Genomic DNA, 15,789 nt, shown 5'->3' on the forward strand with positions numbered 1-15,789 from the left:
GGACGTAAATTCCCGCAATTTTTTGAGAACGTTTGGCGAACAAAAAGTGCAAATCGGGGTGTGAACAAAATCACTAGATTCCTAGAAATTTACGTAAAAACGCCACTTTTGCAACTGAATTATTACAATTGAAACCTTTCCCAAAAAAGGTCTCTATTTTATATTTAAGAGTGGGTGTAAAAGTCATCAATAAGGAATAATTATGAAGAACACTTTCAAAGTTGCGATCGGCGCCCTTGCCCTTACGGCAGCCGCTGCCTATGCGGGGCAATACCCGTTCCCGCAGAACATGAAACATCCGCACGGCACGACTATCGAATATGCCGATACGGACATGATCAAGGAACATTACAAGCTGTGGAAACAGGCTTGGTACCAGGCTAGCAATGGTTGGGTGCTCGCTCCGGAAGGAACTTGCTCTACTGTTTCCGAAGCTATTGCATATGGTATGTTGATTTCCGTCTACATGGACGATCAGGATGTTTTCAAGAATCTTTATAAGACTTGGACTGGCAACAGCGTCAATGGTGGCGGTATGAACTGGCGTATCGGTTGCAGCGGTGGTACTGGTACTGCATCTGACGCTGACTTCGATGCCGCTCTCGCTCTCGTGATGGCTTCCAAGCAGTGGAATGACGATTCTTACCTCACTGCCGGTAAGTCCCTCATTTCCTGGATTGCTACCAACGATATCGCAAGCAACAAGATTAAGCCGGGTAACCAGTGGAATGACGGTTTCAACCCGAGCTATGCAACGACTGCCAACTTCCAGCTCTTCCAGGATGTTGCTGGCGGTTCTTGGTCTAGCGTCATCTCCCAGGCTTACACTGACTTGAACGCTTGCCAGGATTCTAAGACCGGTCTTGTGCCGGACTGGTGCAGCTGGGGCGATCACAAGCCGACTTTGACATCTGCAGCCGTTTCTAACGACATCGGTTTCTACGATGACGCAGCCCGTACTCCGTGGCGCATGGCTTGGGCTTATTACTGGTATGGCGATACCAAGGCTCAGGCTTTCAACAAGAAAGTCGTTGATTGGCTCATTCCGTCTACTCATACCGCTAGCGGTGTGAACTCTGGCTATGCCTATAAGAGCAACTCTTATGAAGCCGATATGAGTGTGAAGCGTAACTTTGTTTCTTCTACTTTCTCCGGCGGTCTCGGCCTTGCAACGTCATCCATTTCTAGCGACGAAGCAAAGTCCTATCTCGGCACCGTTTACAGAGTTCTTAAGGAAAAGAAGAGCTGCACTACCGCTCAGGGTTGCGGTGAAGGCTCTGTCGAAGGAGAAAAGTACTATCCGGCTACTTTGAACATGCTCTACCTCCTCCTCTTGACTGGTAACATGCCTAACCTCTATAATACGACTGGCTTTGAAAAGTTCACTCCGGATCCGACCAAGGCTCCGTCTGTTTCCGACATCGAAGGTCAGCAGATGGCTTCTCGCGATTCTACTGTTGGTCTCTCTGGCTTCTGGAACTGGGGCGCCTACCACGACAAGCTCGGTATCGGTACCAAGATGGTTCCGGACTCTGGCTCTTCTCCGCTCTACCTGAAGGATGGCGCTATCTACGCCGAAGCTTCCATGGAAATCGGTCCGGAACCGGAATGGACTCAGGAAAAGGCTGATGCAGGCCTCCTCAAGTATCCGTCTGCCGGTATCGCCATGTCCTTCCTTTCTAACGACAAGAAGGGTGTTGACTTTACCAAGCTCAACATCAAGTCTCTCCGCGTGACGATGAAGGCTTCTGGCCCGATCCGTATGGCAATCCTTAACGAATTCACGGGTGAAGCTGGTGCAGAACCGGGTATCTACGTTCCTGTGAGCGGTGACTATGTCGCTACGACTTACGATCTGACTCCTTGTGATATGGGCTTCCTCGGTCGTGACAAGAGCTGCTCTTCTCCGAATCCGGATAGCTTGATCAATATCCTTTCTTGGGTCGACCAGGCTAAGGCTCCGGAAGGCACCCAGATTCTTAAGGGTGTTACCGGTATCAAGTGGGAAGTCAAGGACGCTAAGGGCGGCATTGGCGAACTCTCCATCAAGGCTGTTGAATTCCTCGATGCTAGCGGCAACGTTGTTGATCCGGAAAAGATTACTGGCATCAAGATTTCTGACACGCCGAAGACTGGTATCCAGGCTGTTGCAGCTCCGGCCGCAGCAAAGATTACCGTTGCCGGCATGAACATCTCTGTTGAAGGCGCCAAGGCTGGCTCCAACATCGCCGTGTTCAACATGCAGGGTAAGCTGGTTGCTTCTGGCAAGGCTATCTTTGGCAACGCTGCCGTGTCCGTCCCGAGCAAGGGACTCTACATGGTTCGCGTTGGCAACAAGCTCAGCAAGGTCTCTGTCAAGTAACTCTGCTGAATAGCGAAAGACTATGAGCGAAGGTCCTCGGCAATGCCGAGGACCTTTTGCTTTTTATTTCAATCTAAATAAAAAGAGCAGCGTTAAACGCCGCTCTACTATCAATAATCAGTTGAGTTATGAGTCACAACTCATACCTCATCCTACATTTCTTCCAGTTCCTTGCCCTTCGTTTCCTTGATGAACTTGGCCACGAAGAAGATACTGAAGATTGCAAAGAATGAATACAGAGCGTAAGTCGGGCCGACGCCGATGCCATCTTTGCCGGTAAGCACCGGGAACGTCCAGGTGACCACGAAGTTGGCAAACCACTGGGCAAGACCGCAAATAGCGATTGCGATGGTACGAATGCGGTTGTTGAACATTTCGCCAAGCATCACCCACATGACCGGTCCCCACGTTGCTGCGAAGAAGGTAATATAGAGGTTTGCAGCAATCAAGGCGATAATAGCGGCCGTTCCCGGGAGTGTGCCGTCGGCACCGGCGCTCATAAAGCATACGGTAAGTGTGCTCAAGGTAATCGCCATGCCAATGCTACCGATCAACAGGAGCGGCTTACGGCCGATTTTATCGATAAGCAAAATGGCAACTACGGTCATCACCAGGTTCACTCCGCTCGAAATCACGCTCGTAAGGAAGGCGTCGCTTTCGCCGAAGCCGACACTCTGCCAAAGCATGGTGCCGTAGTAGAAAATCACGTTAATACCCACCAGCTGCTGCAAAATGGCGAGTCCGAGGCCTGCCCACAGAATCGGCGAAATGCGCTCCTTGCCGTCAATAATCTCGATCAGGTCAATAAACTTGGGCTGTTTCTTGTTCTTGAAAGAAGACTGGATGGTTTCCACTTCTTTATCGACGCCTTCAGGGTTGATTTGTGCTAGTACTTTTTGGGCTTGCTCGATAAATCCATTGTGAATCAGGTAACGTGGCGATTCGGGGAGTTTCCAGGCGGCGTATCCGTAAAGGATTGCCGGAATGATTTCGACCCAGAACATCACCTGCCAAGCCTTGACATTACCGATCATCGGGTTGTTGGCAGAGCCTGCGATACGCACAATCAGGTAGTTCGAGAGAAGCGCCACGAAAATGCCTATCACGATGGCGAACTGCTGCATCGAACCTAGTCGTCCACGTAAGTGGGCAGGTGCTGTTTCGGCAATGTAAATCGGGGCAATAATACTTGCCATGCCGATGCCGAAACCGCCTATCACGCGCCACAAGATAAAGTCAGAAATGCCAAAAGGAATACCGGAACCGATTGCGCTTAACAGGAACAAGTCCGAAGCGAAAAGCATGCACTTGACGCGTCCGAAGGCATCGGCAATTCGGCCTGCAAAAAATGCACCGACAGCGGCGCTAATCAGTGCAAGTGAAACAGCCCAGGCGAGTTCATAATCGGTCGCATGGAAGTGTGCTTTAAGGGCTCCGTTCGCCCCGTTAATCACGGACGAATCGAAGCCGAATAGAAATCCGCCAATCGCGGCAGATAGGGTTATGAGAACGATATGTCTCATATTTGACCTTGCATTGGACATTTAAGCCCCCTTTTGGGTTAAAGGATTTATAGACAATATAAGTGTTCAGTCCTCCCAAAAGCAAGATTTGACGCCTTTTTTTATGATAAATTATATTCCAAGTTGGAATATTCGGGGTGAAAATCAGTGCTCAAATTTGTATTTTTGTATTACTTTTTTCGAATAGTTGGATTACGCAATGTCGGAACAAACATTAACAAGAGAATCGTTGGTGGAGTTCTTCGGCGAAGAAGAATTCAAAAAGTTGTGTAACCATGAGGCGGGTCACGCACTTATTGCCTTTTTGTTTAAACGCCCTCTCGAATACGTTAAAATGGACAAGTCCAAGGATCGCCCCGGCATTACCCACATCGCCGGAACCGAGCTCGAAGGCGATGCCCACATTGCCATGGCGGGTCATTTGGCCGAATTCCTGATGCGCAAGGATTTTGCCTGCGACTTGGATACGGTCATGAAGGATCTCCCTGCGGAACTCTACAAGAGCGATCCGGATTACCAGCGTTTTCAGGCCGCTTGCTACTATTTTCAATTGTCCGAGGCGAACGTGGTCGAACAACTCTTCAACATTCTGATGGCTTGCCGCAAGCCCCTTTGCGAAATTGCCGCAGCCCTGAACGAAAAAGCCTACCTCAGCCGCGCCGACATCGAAGAAATCCTGAAGAAAGGGTAGCTTTTCTCATGGCACCCTGGAGGGAGCTTCGCGACCGATAGGGCCCACCGGGTCATCCGCAACCTCTACTGCGGGTGCTCTGGCGCCATATTCGCAATGTTCGGCTTACCCCACCCACCCGCCCAAATGCCCCAAAAATGCAATGTTTTCCCCCAAAGACACCTTTTGACAGCAGAATAATCTATATTTCTCATAGAAAATAGGGTTTTCTCTTATTCTCAGCTAGAAATCTCGACAGTTTCCAGATATAGAGAGTAAGACGAACGCTCACGTCTGCGGTAGATTGGCTCTACCGTATCGTTTAGCTGTAGGCAGATTTGTTTTTGTCTTTTTGGCTTTGCGGCCTTTATGGGGCGTGAGTTGTTTGTGTTTATTTGTATCGGGCAGTCGAGAGCCTCTAGCTGGTAAATGCATTCAACTTCACGCCTTTTTTCTTAAAATCCGTGATTCAATGCCTGAATGGGATTAAACTCGCATCCAGAGTTTAACTCTTGTTCTTGGCTAGAAAACTCGACACTTTCAGATACAAGGAATAAGACGAAACTCGCAACGTCCGTACTGTATATGGGCGTATTGTATCCTGTGCGTATTGTATGCACTGGGTTTTGCGTGTCGTTGATTCTATGAAAATGTCATGATCAAAGCTCCGACGAGAGTGAACTCGTTCACCTCGGAACGGAGTAAAAATGCTGGGCTTACAGAGAGCAAAAAATCAATGGACGCAGAAAAGCATTGATTACGCGGCCAATCAATCGTACCTTGACGATTTGTACTCGGTTTATCCCGTCGTGCATGAAAATGTTCGCAAAATTGACGTGTCCGTCATGCATCGTGTAGAACGATATTTCAACGAACGGGATAATTACAACTTAATCAGTTCGTTGCTGGAGTTACCGCTGTTCCCCGTAAAAGACAGCTACATTCCTTACCTTAGAAAATCAAAGGATGCGATAAGACGAAACCCTAATATCATCAAGCGAATTTGTGGCGACTTGTATGAAATGGGCTATCAGGAACTTTTTAAGCGATGCACTGAACCAAAAGAAGCGAACCGCCAGATGGGTCCTATGTTTAGGAACTGGTTGAAGTCTGGTGCGCTTGGCTTAACGCCTGTTGGTGAAAACACCTTTGAAAGAACAACATGTAATGCAGTCTTAGACGGCTCCGATAATTCAATGATGGAATTTGCTCGCCGAAAATTTGGGTATAAGCGAGAAAAAGGACTTGATTTTATTGCGCGTTATAATGGAACATATGTAATCGGAGAAGCGAAGTTTATATCAGATTTTGGCGGTCATCAAAACGACCAATTCGTTGATGCCATTGAAACCATTAAAGCTCCTTTGACGAGAACCGATGTTGTCAAAGTCGGTATTATTGACGGCGTTCCTTATATACGAAATACGGGGAAACTATTCCTTAATTTGTTGAAGACTGAATACAACATCATGTCGGCTTTGGTTCTTCGTGAATTTTTGGAGTCCTTATGAGAAATATACTTATCAAGGGCGACAATAAAAAAGCCTTACATTACCTTATAGATGAAAAGGACCTTGCTGGCAAGGTTGATCTTGTCTATATTGATCCTCCGTTCGCAACAGGTGGTGAATTCAAGAAAGACTTGACGGGTCGCGTATCCACAATAAGTAATTCGTCTTCTGGGAAAATCGCCTACTCTGATAAATTAAAGGGTAAAGATTTTATACAGTTTCTTCAAGAACGCGTAGAAATAATTTACGATTTACTTTCTGATCGTGGTTCGTTTTATCTGCATATTGACTACAAAATTGGTCATTATGTGAAATGTATGCTTGATGAAGTTTTCGGAATAGAGAATTTCAGAAATGATATTACGAGAATTAAATGTAATCCGAAAAATTTTTCAAGAATCGGCTATGGCAATATTAAGGACATGATTCTCTTCTACACAAAGGGCAAGAAGCCGATTTGGCACGAACCAAGAGAACCCATGTCGGAAGAAGATATTGCTAAGCTCTATGCAAAAGTCGATAAAGAGGGACGTCATTACACAACTGTTCCTATACATGCACCGGGAGAAACGAAGGATGGAAAATCATCCCAAAAATTTAAGGGCTTGTTGCCTCCTCCAGGTAGACATTGGCGTTGTAGTGTAGAGGAATTAGAAGAACTAGATCGACAGGGCCTAATAGAATGGTCTGCAAAAGGCAATCCTCGAAAAATTAATTATGCGGATGAACATTCTACAAAGAAAATGCAGGATATTTGGACATTTAAGGATCCGATAAATCCGCTTTATCCGACAGAAAAGAATCATGAAATGCTTCAAACGATAATTAAGGCGTCTTCTAATGCAGACTCTATTGTTATGGATTGTTTCGCAGGTTCTGGAGGAACTCTTGTTGCTGCTAGTCAATTGGGTCGAAAGTGGATTGGAATTGATCAATCGGAAATGGCCATTGAAACCGTAAGAAAGAATTTATCTGATAATGGTATCTTTGCAAGCGAAGATACTTATGACTATTTTGATCTGTCTCGGTAGACATTTCCATTTCCCTTCTGTGCAGATAATTTTCGTTCAATATTTTTTTTAGAAAAATGTTGCAGCGCTCTTGACAATCCGATTCTAGAAATTTATATTAGTGCACAAGTGTGTAGAAAATAGTTTTCGACGCACGACATAAAACAATCTAAAGCCCTGCCTTTTTAAGCTTGTAGGCGGGGAGGAGTGAAAGATGAATGATACGCTGAATAGCGGATGTGTTGACATTTGGCTGGATGAAATTGTTCCTTGTCTCAAGGATATTCAAACAGGCGAAATCAAAGAAACTGTGGTATTCAAAATTGAAAGTCGCTCGTTTCTAAGAAAATTCAAGGAAAAGGATGGGTGGGGAATCAATTGGATCAATGTCCCCAAAGAAGTAGATGTGTATGCTCTCGCCTTGAAAGAGAATAACGAAATTCAGGGGCTTGTTGGAGTGCGGAATGATGTGGATGCTCACGCTGCCTATTTGCATTGGGCTTGTGCTGCTCCGCATAACAACAAAACACTTACGGAAAGTCCCAAATATAGCGGTGTTGGAGGGCATCTTTTTGCTGTTGCTGTGGATCGTTCTCTTGCGTGGGGGTATGAAGGAACTGTTCATGGATTTGCCCTTAACAAAAAGCTTTTAAATCACTATATTGAAGTTTTGGGAGCGTCTTATTTGGGCGCCTTGCATCCCTATCAATTCTACATTGATGGCGAGGCATCATTAAAACTTTTGGAGGTCTATACTTATGAGTGGAATTAGGAAACCCGCTGTTATTTTGGCGGATTCTATGGAAGAGTATATGGCTCCTCCGAATCCGTATAAAAATCCTCCAAAGAGCAAATTGAATCTCTTGGAGCTTGGACGATATGCAAGGCGTGTCGGGAAAAAAATTGAAGAACTGACCGCCGAAGAGATTCTGCAGTTTAAGATAGGCTAGTCGTTAGGGCGGTTTGGGGTGCTTCGTTGACGGTCTGTATTGCCGCAACAATCATCATTTTTCTAAATTTACCGCCGAAAATTTAGTGCCCGCAGCGCTGTGCTGCGGGGTTTGAGGTAACCCATGTTTCGTGAAGTAAAGAAAGAAGAGACCTTTCCACAAATAGAAGAGCGCGTGCTCGCCCTGTGGGATAAGGATGAATCGTTCAAGAAGTCGCTGGACTCCCGTCCGGAAACTGAACCGTACACTTTCTACGATGGCCCTCCGTTTGCAACGGGCCTTCCGCACTACGGTCACTTGCTTGCCGGTACCATCAAGGATATCGTTCCGCGTTACTGGACCATGAAGGGCAAAAAGGTTCCCCGCGGTTTCGGTTGGGACTGCCACGGCCTTCCGATTGAATCTCTCGTGCAGAACGAACTCGGTCTCGCTGGCGTTGCCGAAATTCAGAAGCTCGGTGTGGACAAGTTCAACGAAACTTGCCGCGGCAAGGTGCTCAAGTACACCAGCGAATGGAAGAAGACCGTGCGCCGCATGGGCCGCTGGGTGGACTTCGACAAGGGCTACAAGACCATGGACAAGAACTTCATGGAATCTGTGTGGTGGGTGTTCAAGCAGTGCTTCGACAAGGGCCTCATCTACCAGGGCTACCGCATCCAGCCGTACAGCCCGGCTCTCGCGACTCCGCTTTCGAACTTCGAAACGAACCAGGGCTATAAGGACCGTCAGGACCCGTCCCTCACGCTGATTTTCCCGATTAACTCGAACGAGCCCAAGTTCAAGGACACGAGCATCCTCGTGTGGACGACGACCCCGTGGACGCTGTACTCCAACTTCTGCATCGTTGTGGGCCCGGACATGGACTACAACCTTGTGGAACAGGATGGCAAGAAGTACTGGATTGCCGCAAGCCGTACCGCCGCTTACTTCAAGAACCCGAACATCGTCGATACCTGCAAGGGGTCTGAACTCGTGGGCAAGGACTACGAGCCGCTCTCCCGCATTTCCGATGCATTCGTGACGCCGGACCAGCTGTCCCGCCACTACAAGATTTACCCCGCCGACTACGTGAGTACCGAAGATGGTACTGGCGCCGTGCATACCGCTCCCTCCTTCGGTGAAGAAGACTTCCAGAAGGGTGCTGAACTCGACCTCGGCCTTTTCGACCCGCTCGATACCGAAGGCAAGTTCACCGACAAGGTCCCGATGTGGAAGGGCCTCGGTGCGAAGGAAGCCGACAAGGAAATTATCCGCTACTTCAAGGAACAGGGCCGCGTGTTCAAGCAGGACGTGATTGTCCATAGCTACCCGCACTGCTGGCGTACCGGCGTTCCTCTGATTTACCGCGCCCTCAAGACGTGGTTCCTCAAGATTGACGCGCCTGTCACGAGCAAGGACGGCGTGACCAAGACCCTGAAGGAATGGATGGTCGAAAACAACCAGACCGTGAACTGGGTGCCGGACCACATCAAGAACGGACGCTTCGGCAAGTGGCTCGAAGGTGCCCGCGACTGGAACCTTTCCCGTAACCGTTTCTGGGGTACGCCGATTCCAGTGTGGCTCTCTGATGACGGCGACATGATTGCTGTTGGCTCCATTGAAGAACTCCAGCAACTCACCGGCGTGAAGCTCGACGACTTGCACAAGCACTTTGTGGACAAGCTCACCATCGAAAAGAACGGCAAGGTTTACCGCCGTACGCCGGAAGTTTTCGACTGCTGGTTTGAATCCGGCTCCATGCCGTATGCCAGCCGCCATTACCCGTTCGAAAACAAGGAACTGGTGGAACGCAGCTTCCCGGCGGACTTCATCGCCGAAGGCCTCGACCAGACCCGCGGTTGGTTCTACACGCTGACGGTGCTTTCTAACGCCTTGTTCCAGAAGCCCGCATTCAAGAACGTGATTGTGAACGGTATTATCTTGGCCGAAGACGGTTCCAAGATGAGTAAGTCCAAGCGCAACTATCCGGACCCGAACGACCTCATCGAACGCACGGGTGCCGACGCCATTCGCTTGTTCATGATCAACTCCGCCGCTTTGAAGGCCGAAGACCTCCGCTTCAGTGAAGAAGGCGTGAAGGGCATCGTCAAACAGGTGATGCTCCCGCTTTGGAACGCTGTGGCATTCTTTGTGTCTAACCACAATGCCGATGCCGCCAAGGGCCAGCTCAACTGGAAGCCGGGGCAAGAAGTCAAGAGCGAGAATGAACTTGACCGCTGGATGCTTGCAACGCTGCAGGATTTGGCCGCCAAGGTTGAAGTGGAAATGAAGGCTTACCGCCTGTACAACGTTGTGCCTGCTGTGATTGCCGCGGTTGATGACCTCACGAACTGGTACGTGCGCCGCAGCCGTCGTCGTTTCTGGAAGTCCGAAAACGATGGCGACAAGAACGCCGCCTACGCCACCATGTACAAGGTCTTGGTTGACTTCTCCAAGATTCTCGCTCCGTTCCTCCCGCTCCTCGCCGAAGAAATCTACCAGATTCTCGTTCGCGAAGTCGATGCTAACGCTCCGGTGAGCGTGCACCTCTGCGAATTCCCGAGTGCTGACAAGTCCCTGATGGACGAAAAGCTCGTGGAACGCATCGCCATGGTGCGTGGTATGGTCGAAATGGGCCGTGTGATCCGTGCAACGAACAACGTAAAGAACCGTATGCCGATTGCCAGCATGACGGTGGTTGCTCACGGCACCGAAGAAAAGAACGTCGCCGAGACTATGAAGGACTTGATCCTCGAAGAACTCAACGTTCGCGAAATGAAGTTCCTCGAAGACGAAACCAAGCTCGTGAAGCTCTCCGCTAAGCCGAACTTCCTTGCTATCAAGGCGAAGGGCCCGGATTACGCGAAGAATATGAAGGTGATTTCCGCCAAGCTCAACAGCCTCACGGTTGATGAAATCAAGGCTCTCCAGGCTGGCGAAACCATCAAGTTCGACTTCGGTGAAGTCGGTGCCGACTGCCTGATGCTCAACCGCATCGTGGCCGACGGCATGGCCGTGGAAGCCAACCAGCACTTCACCGTGGCTCTGGACTTGAAGATCACGGATGAACTCCGCCGCGCCTGCGTGGCCCGCGAACTCGTGAACCGCATCCAGAACCGCCGTAAGGACCAGAACTATGCCATCACCGACAAGATCGAAGTGACGCTGTTCTCTGCAAGCGAAGTCTTCAAGCAGGCTGTCGCGGAGAACGAGGCTTATATTGCCGGCGAGACGCAAGCAGTCGCAATCAAGTGGGCTGCCGCTGCCGATGGCCTCGAAGCCAACGACGCCGACGGTGAAGCGTTCAGCTTCACGACGGTCCGCGCATAAGTTCGCTGAGCTTGCCGAAGTGAACACCGCAAAGTCGGTTCGGCAAGCTCACCGACCTTGAAACCGAAGGTTCGCAAGACAAAAATTTAGACCGTAGCTCACCGCTGCGGTCTTTTCTGTACAAAAATCACTCTAAATCAGAGATTGTTAAGTTCTTTATGCTAGGGGACAGAAACCCTTGTGTTTGGAATTAAAAATTTTGATTTCTCTTCTTTGGTCAATTGCGAAATCTGGACGCATTTCTTTTTCGCATACTCAAACATCGCCCGCATATCAACGAACGCGGGTAATGTATTGACGTCAATGGGCGAATAACTGTCGTTGAGGTATTCTTTATATTTCTTCGTCAGTCCAGTCATAAGTATATACCTCCATAATATTTTTCATCTGTTCACTGAAAATCCCAAAATGGAATTGGTGCAACATGCAAATTGGAACCGCTCCCAATTTTTCAACATAATGACCAAGTAACTTTTCGCTTGCAGCAAACCCAAATACATCGCCGTTGTATCCATAATCTTCCGATTTTTTCCCGGCTATGGCAAATAAATGGCCGCCTACACCAGAATATTTAATGTTTTCGGTTAGCAGTTTGTTGTTTTGTGGGGCGGAGCACATCCACTGGATGTAGATTGCCTTAGCGTCAGAATTGTTTTGAAGAGAAACTAACCCTTGAATATCTACGGTTCCCTTAACAACAAGAGCATAGATTTCAGAGTTTTTTGCCAAAGAGCCCCAATTTACATACCAACCATTTTGCTTGTTGTATTTTGAAAGAAAGGATGACCGACGAATGCGCACGACCTCGGTATCCACAAGCTCACCTGTGGAATTGTCCTTGAGACAAGGGGTAAAATCATCAATATGTACAGAAATAAATCCAGCCATATCACCTCTTGTACAATATAGATTTTTCATTGTGATTTAGCAATCGATTTAATCGGCTTAACCTTATGCATTACAACCTGGAATACCCTTTTTCTTTACAAAATAGCGAAAATTCAACGTTTTCATTGCAAAAAAGAACTTTTTTGTAAACTTTTAGGACTTTTTTCTCGTTTTTATGTTATTTTTAAAGAGTAAAAGAGTTTTTGCTCTTGTTCTCCAAACGGAATCTAGACACTTCCAAATACACGAGGACAAGGCGAACGCTCACGCAGGTATGCCGTTTTCGGCATATCTCGGTTTGTCGTGTCAGCTATTCGGCTGATTTACGGTCGTATCGACCAATGGCAACAGCCCTTTTGGGGCGTGGGTCGTTTGTGTTTATCGTGTAGAGGCAGTCTAGAGCCCCGTTTGGATAAATGCAACGATCTGCGCCTTTTTTGTATTCATACAAAATTTGGCGAAGTTCCTTGTTGAGCAGGGGCGGAACTCCAATGGTGTAAACGATGGAGATGCAATCCTATGGAAAAACAGGAACAGGCTTATGACTATATGTCAGACCACACATTAAAGAACCTTATAAATCTTGACGAAGATGTGGCTTGTGTCTTGGAAACGGACCCTTTATCCAAGGCAACCACCATAATGCTGTCTAAGGGATTCTCGCAGTTGTTGGTATTGAGGCGAATGCCGAAAGACATGGTGTTGAGAGAGCATATTGTTGGGGTGGTTTCCCTGCAATCTATTGTTAGCCGTTTGATGGTTTCTAGCATATCGCTGGAAATGCCCGTGCGCAAATTTGTTGAGCAAGGACAAATGTCCTTATGCACCGAAGATAGTAGCCTGCTATCTGTGTTGGATGACCTGGGAAAAAGTGAGTATATCTTGGTGCTGGATAGTAAAGGAACTTTTGTTAAGCGCTTGATTACGGCCTTTGATATTACCGTCCTGTATAAGCAAAAAGTCATTCCCTATTCACAAATTGAATTCATTGAATGCTTTATTCGAGACAGACTTGTTAAATTCAACATTCTCTCTTCAGATGATGCCTATGGGAATAAATTTGTTTTTAGTGACTTCATCGGCCTTTTTACAAAGAATTGGCAAAAATTGGAGATGGGGTCTCTGGATTACAGTTTGTTCGTTCAGTTGCTTGAAAAAGTACGTGTGGCTCGAAATGCCATGATGCATTTTAGAACGCTGGACATTGCATCACGGAATTCTATTGAAGAAATGATTAGACTTTTAAACATAACTAAGTAAGGAGAAAAGTATGCCTAGAATACAAGAAATTTATTTCAAAGTCATTGGTGATTATATCGTCCGTTCCCACATTATGTCAGAAAATGGCATTTACACCATTGCTGCTGATACAATAAAAGACGGAATCTTATATCAAGTTGGTCGCGAATATGACACGGCTATATCCGCTTTAGAAGAATTAATAAAAATGATTCTGAAAAACTACTCACAGATTAAAGAAATCTACAATCCTGGTGGAATGGATTTTGTTAACGAGAAAGAACAAAAGAATCTTGTATCTCGTATGAATCTTTCATGTCAAATAAAAACCGAATAAAGGAGGTGCTAACATGTATTTCAAATATGTAACAAACTTCATGACTTTTGTTGGTTTGGTGGTGCTCTTTATTGGTTGTAGTGACAATGCAGCAACAACATCTCCGACTCCTGCAACAACAGATGCAACTGTAGAAATATTGACTGATTCCCGAGATGGGCAATCTTACAAGATTGTGTCCATAGGTACACAAGTTTGGATGGCGCAGAATTTAAACTACCAGGATGGAAGGGGTACTTGCTATAACGAAAGTGCTTCTAATTGCGATAAGTATGGCAGACTCTATTCATGGTTTAGTGCGATAGAAGTTTGTCCAGATGGATGGCATTTGCCGAGTCTTGATGAATGGAATGTGTTGTTTGTTGCCGTAGGCGGAAAAAACATAGCAGGGAAAATACTCAAATCTCAGAGTGGATGGGGACCAGCAGGCGGGGGCCTTGATTCCTATGGTTTTTCGGCACTTCCGGCTGGTTATCGTTCCGGCGTAGGAAAAGAAGATTACTTTGGCATTGAAGGGTTTGCGTCTTTTTGGAGTTCAACGCCCTATGGTTTTGATATGGCATACGGGGTATGCCTTGACTTTGGCCATGATGCTGCGGATATGGGAGAAGAATATCCCTGCTTCTATCGTCGCGGTGGAGATTCTCGAACATCAGATTACTCTGTCCGTTGCATTAAGGATTAGAAAGCAGAAAGACTAGAAATAAGGAGACTTTTCTATGCATATCAAAATTCTAGCCGTTTTTATCGGAGTTGTATGCTTATTTGCGGCCATCACTGGTTGTAGTGACAATGCCGCTACCACAACTCCGACTCCTGCTCAGCCACAGCAAAGTACCGCGTTCAATAGCTACGAGGAACTTACCGCAAATGCTGTATGTAACGAGAGCGTGAATGGCTCTGTTGCTTATACGGCATTGGAAAATGCAAATTTCATTTGCACTGTGGATGCTGCAACAGGTGCTTGGACTTGGGTTTTAGTCCAGGAAGATAATCCTCAAACAGAACAGCCTGTTCAGTCGGGAGAAAACAATACCCAAAATTGTCCTAATGGTATACTTGCCGATGGCACATGCAATAATGGATTGCCGTCCAATTGGAATGAGTATGCCAATGGGACGGCAAAGGAAGTTGAGGAAGGTCCTGGATATGTGACGGACTTGCGCTGGGGGCGCAATAAAACATATCGGACGGTGACAATTGGAAGTCAGGTCTGGATGGCGGAGGATATTGATGTGAGTGGAAATTGTGGTAATAGCGGCTATTGGAGTTATTTAGGAGGATATTGTGAACCAGAAGATGGTGTTTGTGAGGGGGCTTGGGGATCTATTTCTGATATTAACACCGGTTTTTATTCTTGTTCCAGCAATACCATAAATTGTAAACAAGCCTTTTCTCAATCTATCCAAGGAGCTTGCCCTGTAGGCTGGCATATTCCTAAAGAAAGTGAATGGTTGGTTTTGGCGCAGTCTTTGAGTGACTCGTCCCTTAATGATGGTTATCTCTATTATTTTAATAAAAATAAACTTGCTCAGGCAGGTTTCCCAATGAATTTTTGTGGAGATGGTGGGAGTAGATCCACATATTTCTGGACGTCATCCCTAGCTTCAAAATTTTCTGAAGATGACTATTTTTTGTATAACTCTGATGGTAGTGTTTTTAACATGCGTATGCGGATAGTCAGTTTTTCTGAAGCGCTGGGATTAACAATGACTCGTACGACTATTGAAAATGTTGTTTCCTCTAGTGCAGATGTTTCTTCTCAATTTCATGGCGAATACAAAGCTAGGCTTCGTTGTGTCAAGAATTAGAGTATGTTTTTATAACTTGCCAATATCGTTATCGAATTAAATTGTAGTTGACATTTTCTAGGGGAGACTATTTGCATTAGGGATTCCTCATAGAGGATAAGAACACTAAGGGAGTAAACTCCCAAGTGTTCTATAAGTGCCCCCTTGGGGCCGAGACTGTGGTCTCGGTTTTATGAGGT

General features: G+C 46.8%; 13 protein-coding genes. 11 read left to right on the forward strand and 2 right to left on the reverse strand.

The annotated features are described in order from the left end of the window. The first annotated feature begins 202 nt into the window (after positions 1-202). Complete coding sequence (locus BUC02_RS05170) at positions 203-2,362, forward strand: glycosyl hydrolase family 8 (protein WP_073319560.1); 2,160 nt, start codon at positions 203-205, stop codon at positions 2,360-2,362. 152 nt (positions 2,363-2,514) lie between these two features. On the opposite strand, the gene BUC02_RS05175 is transcribed toward BUC02_RS05170, so the two are convergent. Further along, the gene (locus tag BUC02_RS05175; protein ID WP_073319563.1) at positions 2,515-3,906 is read right to left on the reverse strand and encodes a sugar porter family MFS transporter; all 1,392 of its coding nucleotides are present in this window, start codon (positions 3,904-3,906) and stop codon (positions 2,515-2,517) included. A gap of 178 nt (positions 3,907-4,084) precedes the next feature. Here BUC02_RS05175 and BUC02_RS05180 point away from each other — a divergent pair, with 178 nt between their 5' ends. The 6 genes from BUC02_RS05180 to ileS all read left to right on the forward strand — a co-directional run bounded on the left by BUC02_RS05180 (position 4,085) and on the right by ileS (position 11,335). After that, positions 4,085-4,576: a hypothetical protein gene (locus BUC02_RS05180; RefSeq protein WP_072809628.1), complete on the forward strand. Its 492-nt coding sequence runs from the start codon at positions 4,085-4,087 to the stop codon at positions 4,574-4,576. Between the two features lie 686 nt (positions 4,577-5,262). Next, positions 5,263-6,066: a restriction endonuclease gene (locus BUC02_RS05185; RefSeq protein ID WP_072809117.1), complete on the forward strand. Its 804-nt coding sequence runs from the start codon at positions 5,263-5,265 to the stop codon at positions 6,064-6,066. Beyond that, positions 6,063-7,097, forward strand: coding sequence for a site-specific DNA-methyltransferase (locus BUC02_RS05190; protein WP_072809114.1), 1,035 nt, complete (start codon positions 6,063-6,065; stop codon positions 7,095-7,097). Before BUC02_RS05185 ends, BUC02_RS05190 begins: the two co-directional genes overlap by 4 nt. Before the next feature lie 193 nt (positions 7,098-7,290). Beyond that, positions 7,291-7,848 carry a hypothetical protein gene (locus tag BUC02_RS05195; RefSeq protein ID WP_072809112.1) on the forward strand — a complete coding sequence of 186 codons (558 nt, stop codon included), beginning with the start codon at positions 7,291-7,293 and terminating at the stop codon, positions 7,846-7,848. Positions 7,849-7,876: 28 nt separating this feature from the next. Continuing rightward, a complete protein-coding gene (locus BUC02_RS05200) occupies positions 7,877-8,026 on the forward strand; it encodes a hypothetical protein (protein WP_254794111.1) in 150 nt (49 codons plus the stop codon). Between the two features lie 123 nt (positions 8,027-8,149). Then, positions 8,150-11,335 (forward strand): isoleucine--tRNA ligase, encoded by a 3,186-nt coding sequence (gene ileS / locus BUC02_RS05205; RefSeq protein ID WP_072809108.1) that lies wholly within the window; start codon positions 8,150-8,152, stop codon positions 11,333-11,335. Between the two features lie 333 nt (positions 11,336-11,668). Here the strand turns inward: ileS and BUC02_RS05215 are convergent, their stop codons facing one another. After that, a complete protein-coding gene (locus tag BUC02_RS05215) occupies positions 11,669-12,223 on the reverse strand; it encodes a hypothetical protein (RefSeq protein ID WP_078777106.1) in 555 nt (184 codons plus the stop codon). A 519-nt stretch (positions 12,224-12,742) separates the two neighbouring features. Between BUC02_RS05215 and BUC02_RS05220 the strand changes: the two genes are divergently transcribed. From BUC02_RS05220 to BUC02_RS05235, 4 genes are read left to right on the forward strand one after another with little or no spacing between them, the layout of a single operon-like run. Continuing rightward, positions 12,743-13,483 carry a CBS domain-containing protein gene (locus BUC02_RS05220; RefSeq protein WP_073319566.1) on the forward strand — a complete coding sequence of 247 codons (741 nt, stop codon included), beginning with the start codon at positions 12,743-12,745 and terminating at the stop codon, positions 13,481-13,483. 10 nt (positions 13,484-13,493) lie between these two features. Beyond that, positions 13,494-13,799: a hypothetical protein gene (locus BUC02_RS05225; protein WP_073319569.1), complete on the forward strand. Its 306-nt coding sequence runs from the start codon at positions 13,494-13,496 to the stop codon at positions 13,797-13,799. A 13-nt stretch (positions 13,800-13,812) separates the two neighbouring features. Further along, positions 13,813-14,484 (forward strand): fibrobacter succinogenes major paralogous domain-containing protein, encoded by a 672-nt coding sequence (locus BUC02_RS05230; RefSeq protein ID WP_139261024.1) that lies wholly within the window; start codon positions 13,813-13,815, stop codon positions 14,482-14,484. 34 nt (positions 14,485-14,518) lie between these two features. Further along, positions 14,519-15,610, forward strand: coding sequence for an FISUMP domain-containing protein (locus BUC02_RS05235; protein ID WP_073319572.1), 1,092 nt, complete (start codon positions 14,519-14,521; stop codon positions 15,608-15,610). Positions 15,611-15,789 lie beyond the last annotated feature (179 nt).

Origin of the sequence: Fibrobacter sp. UWOV1 (assembly GCF_900142495.1) — a bacterium.
Taxonomy (GTDB): domain Bacteria; phylum Fibrobacterota; class Fibrobacteria; order Fibrobacterales; family Fibrobacteraceae; genus Fibrobacter.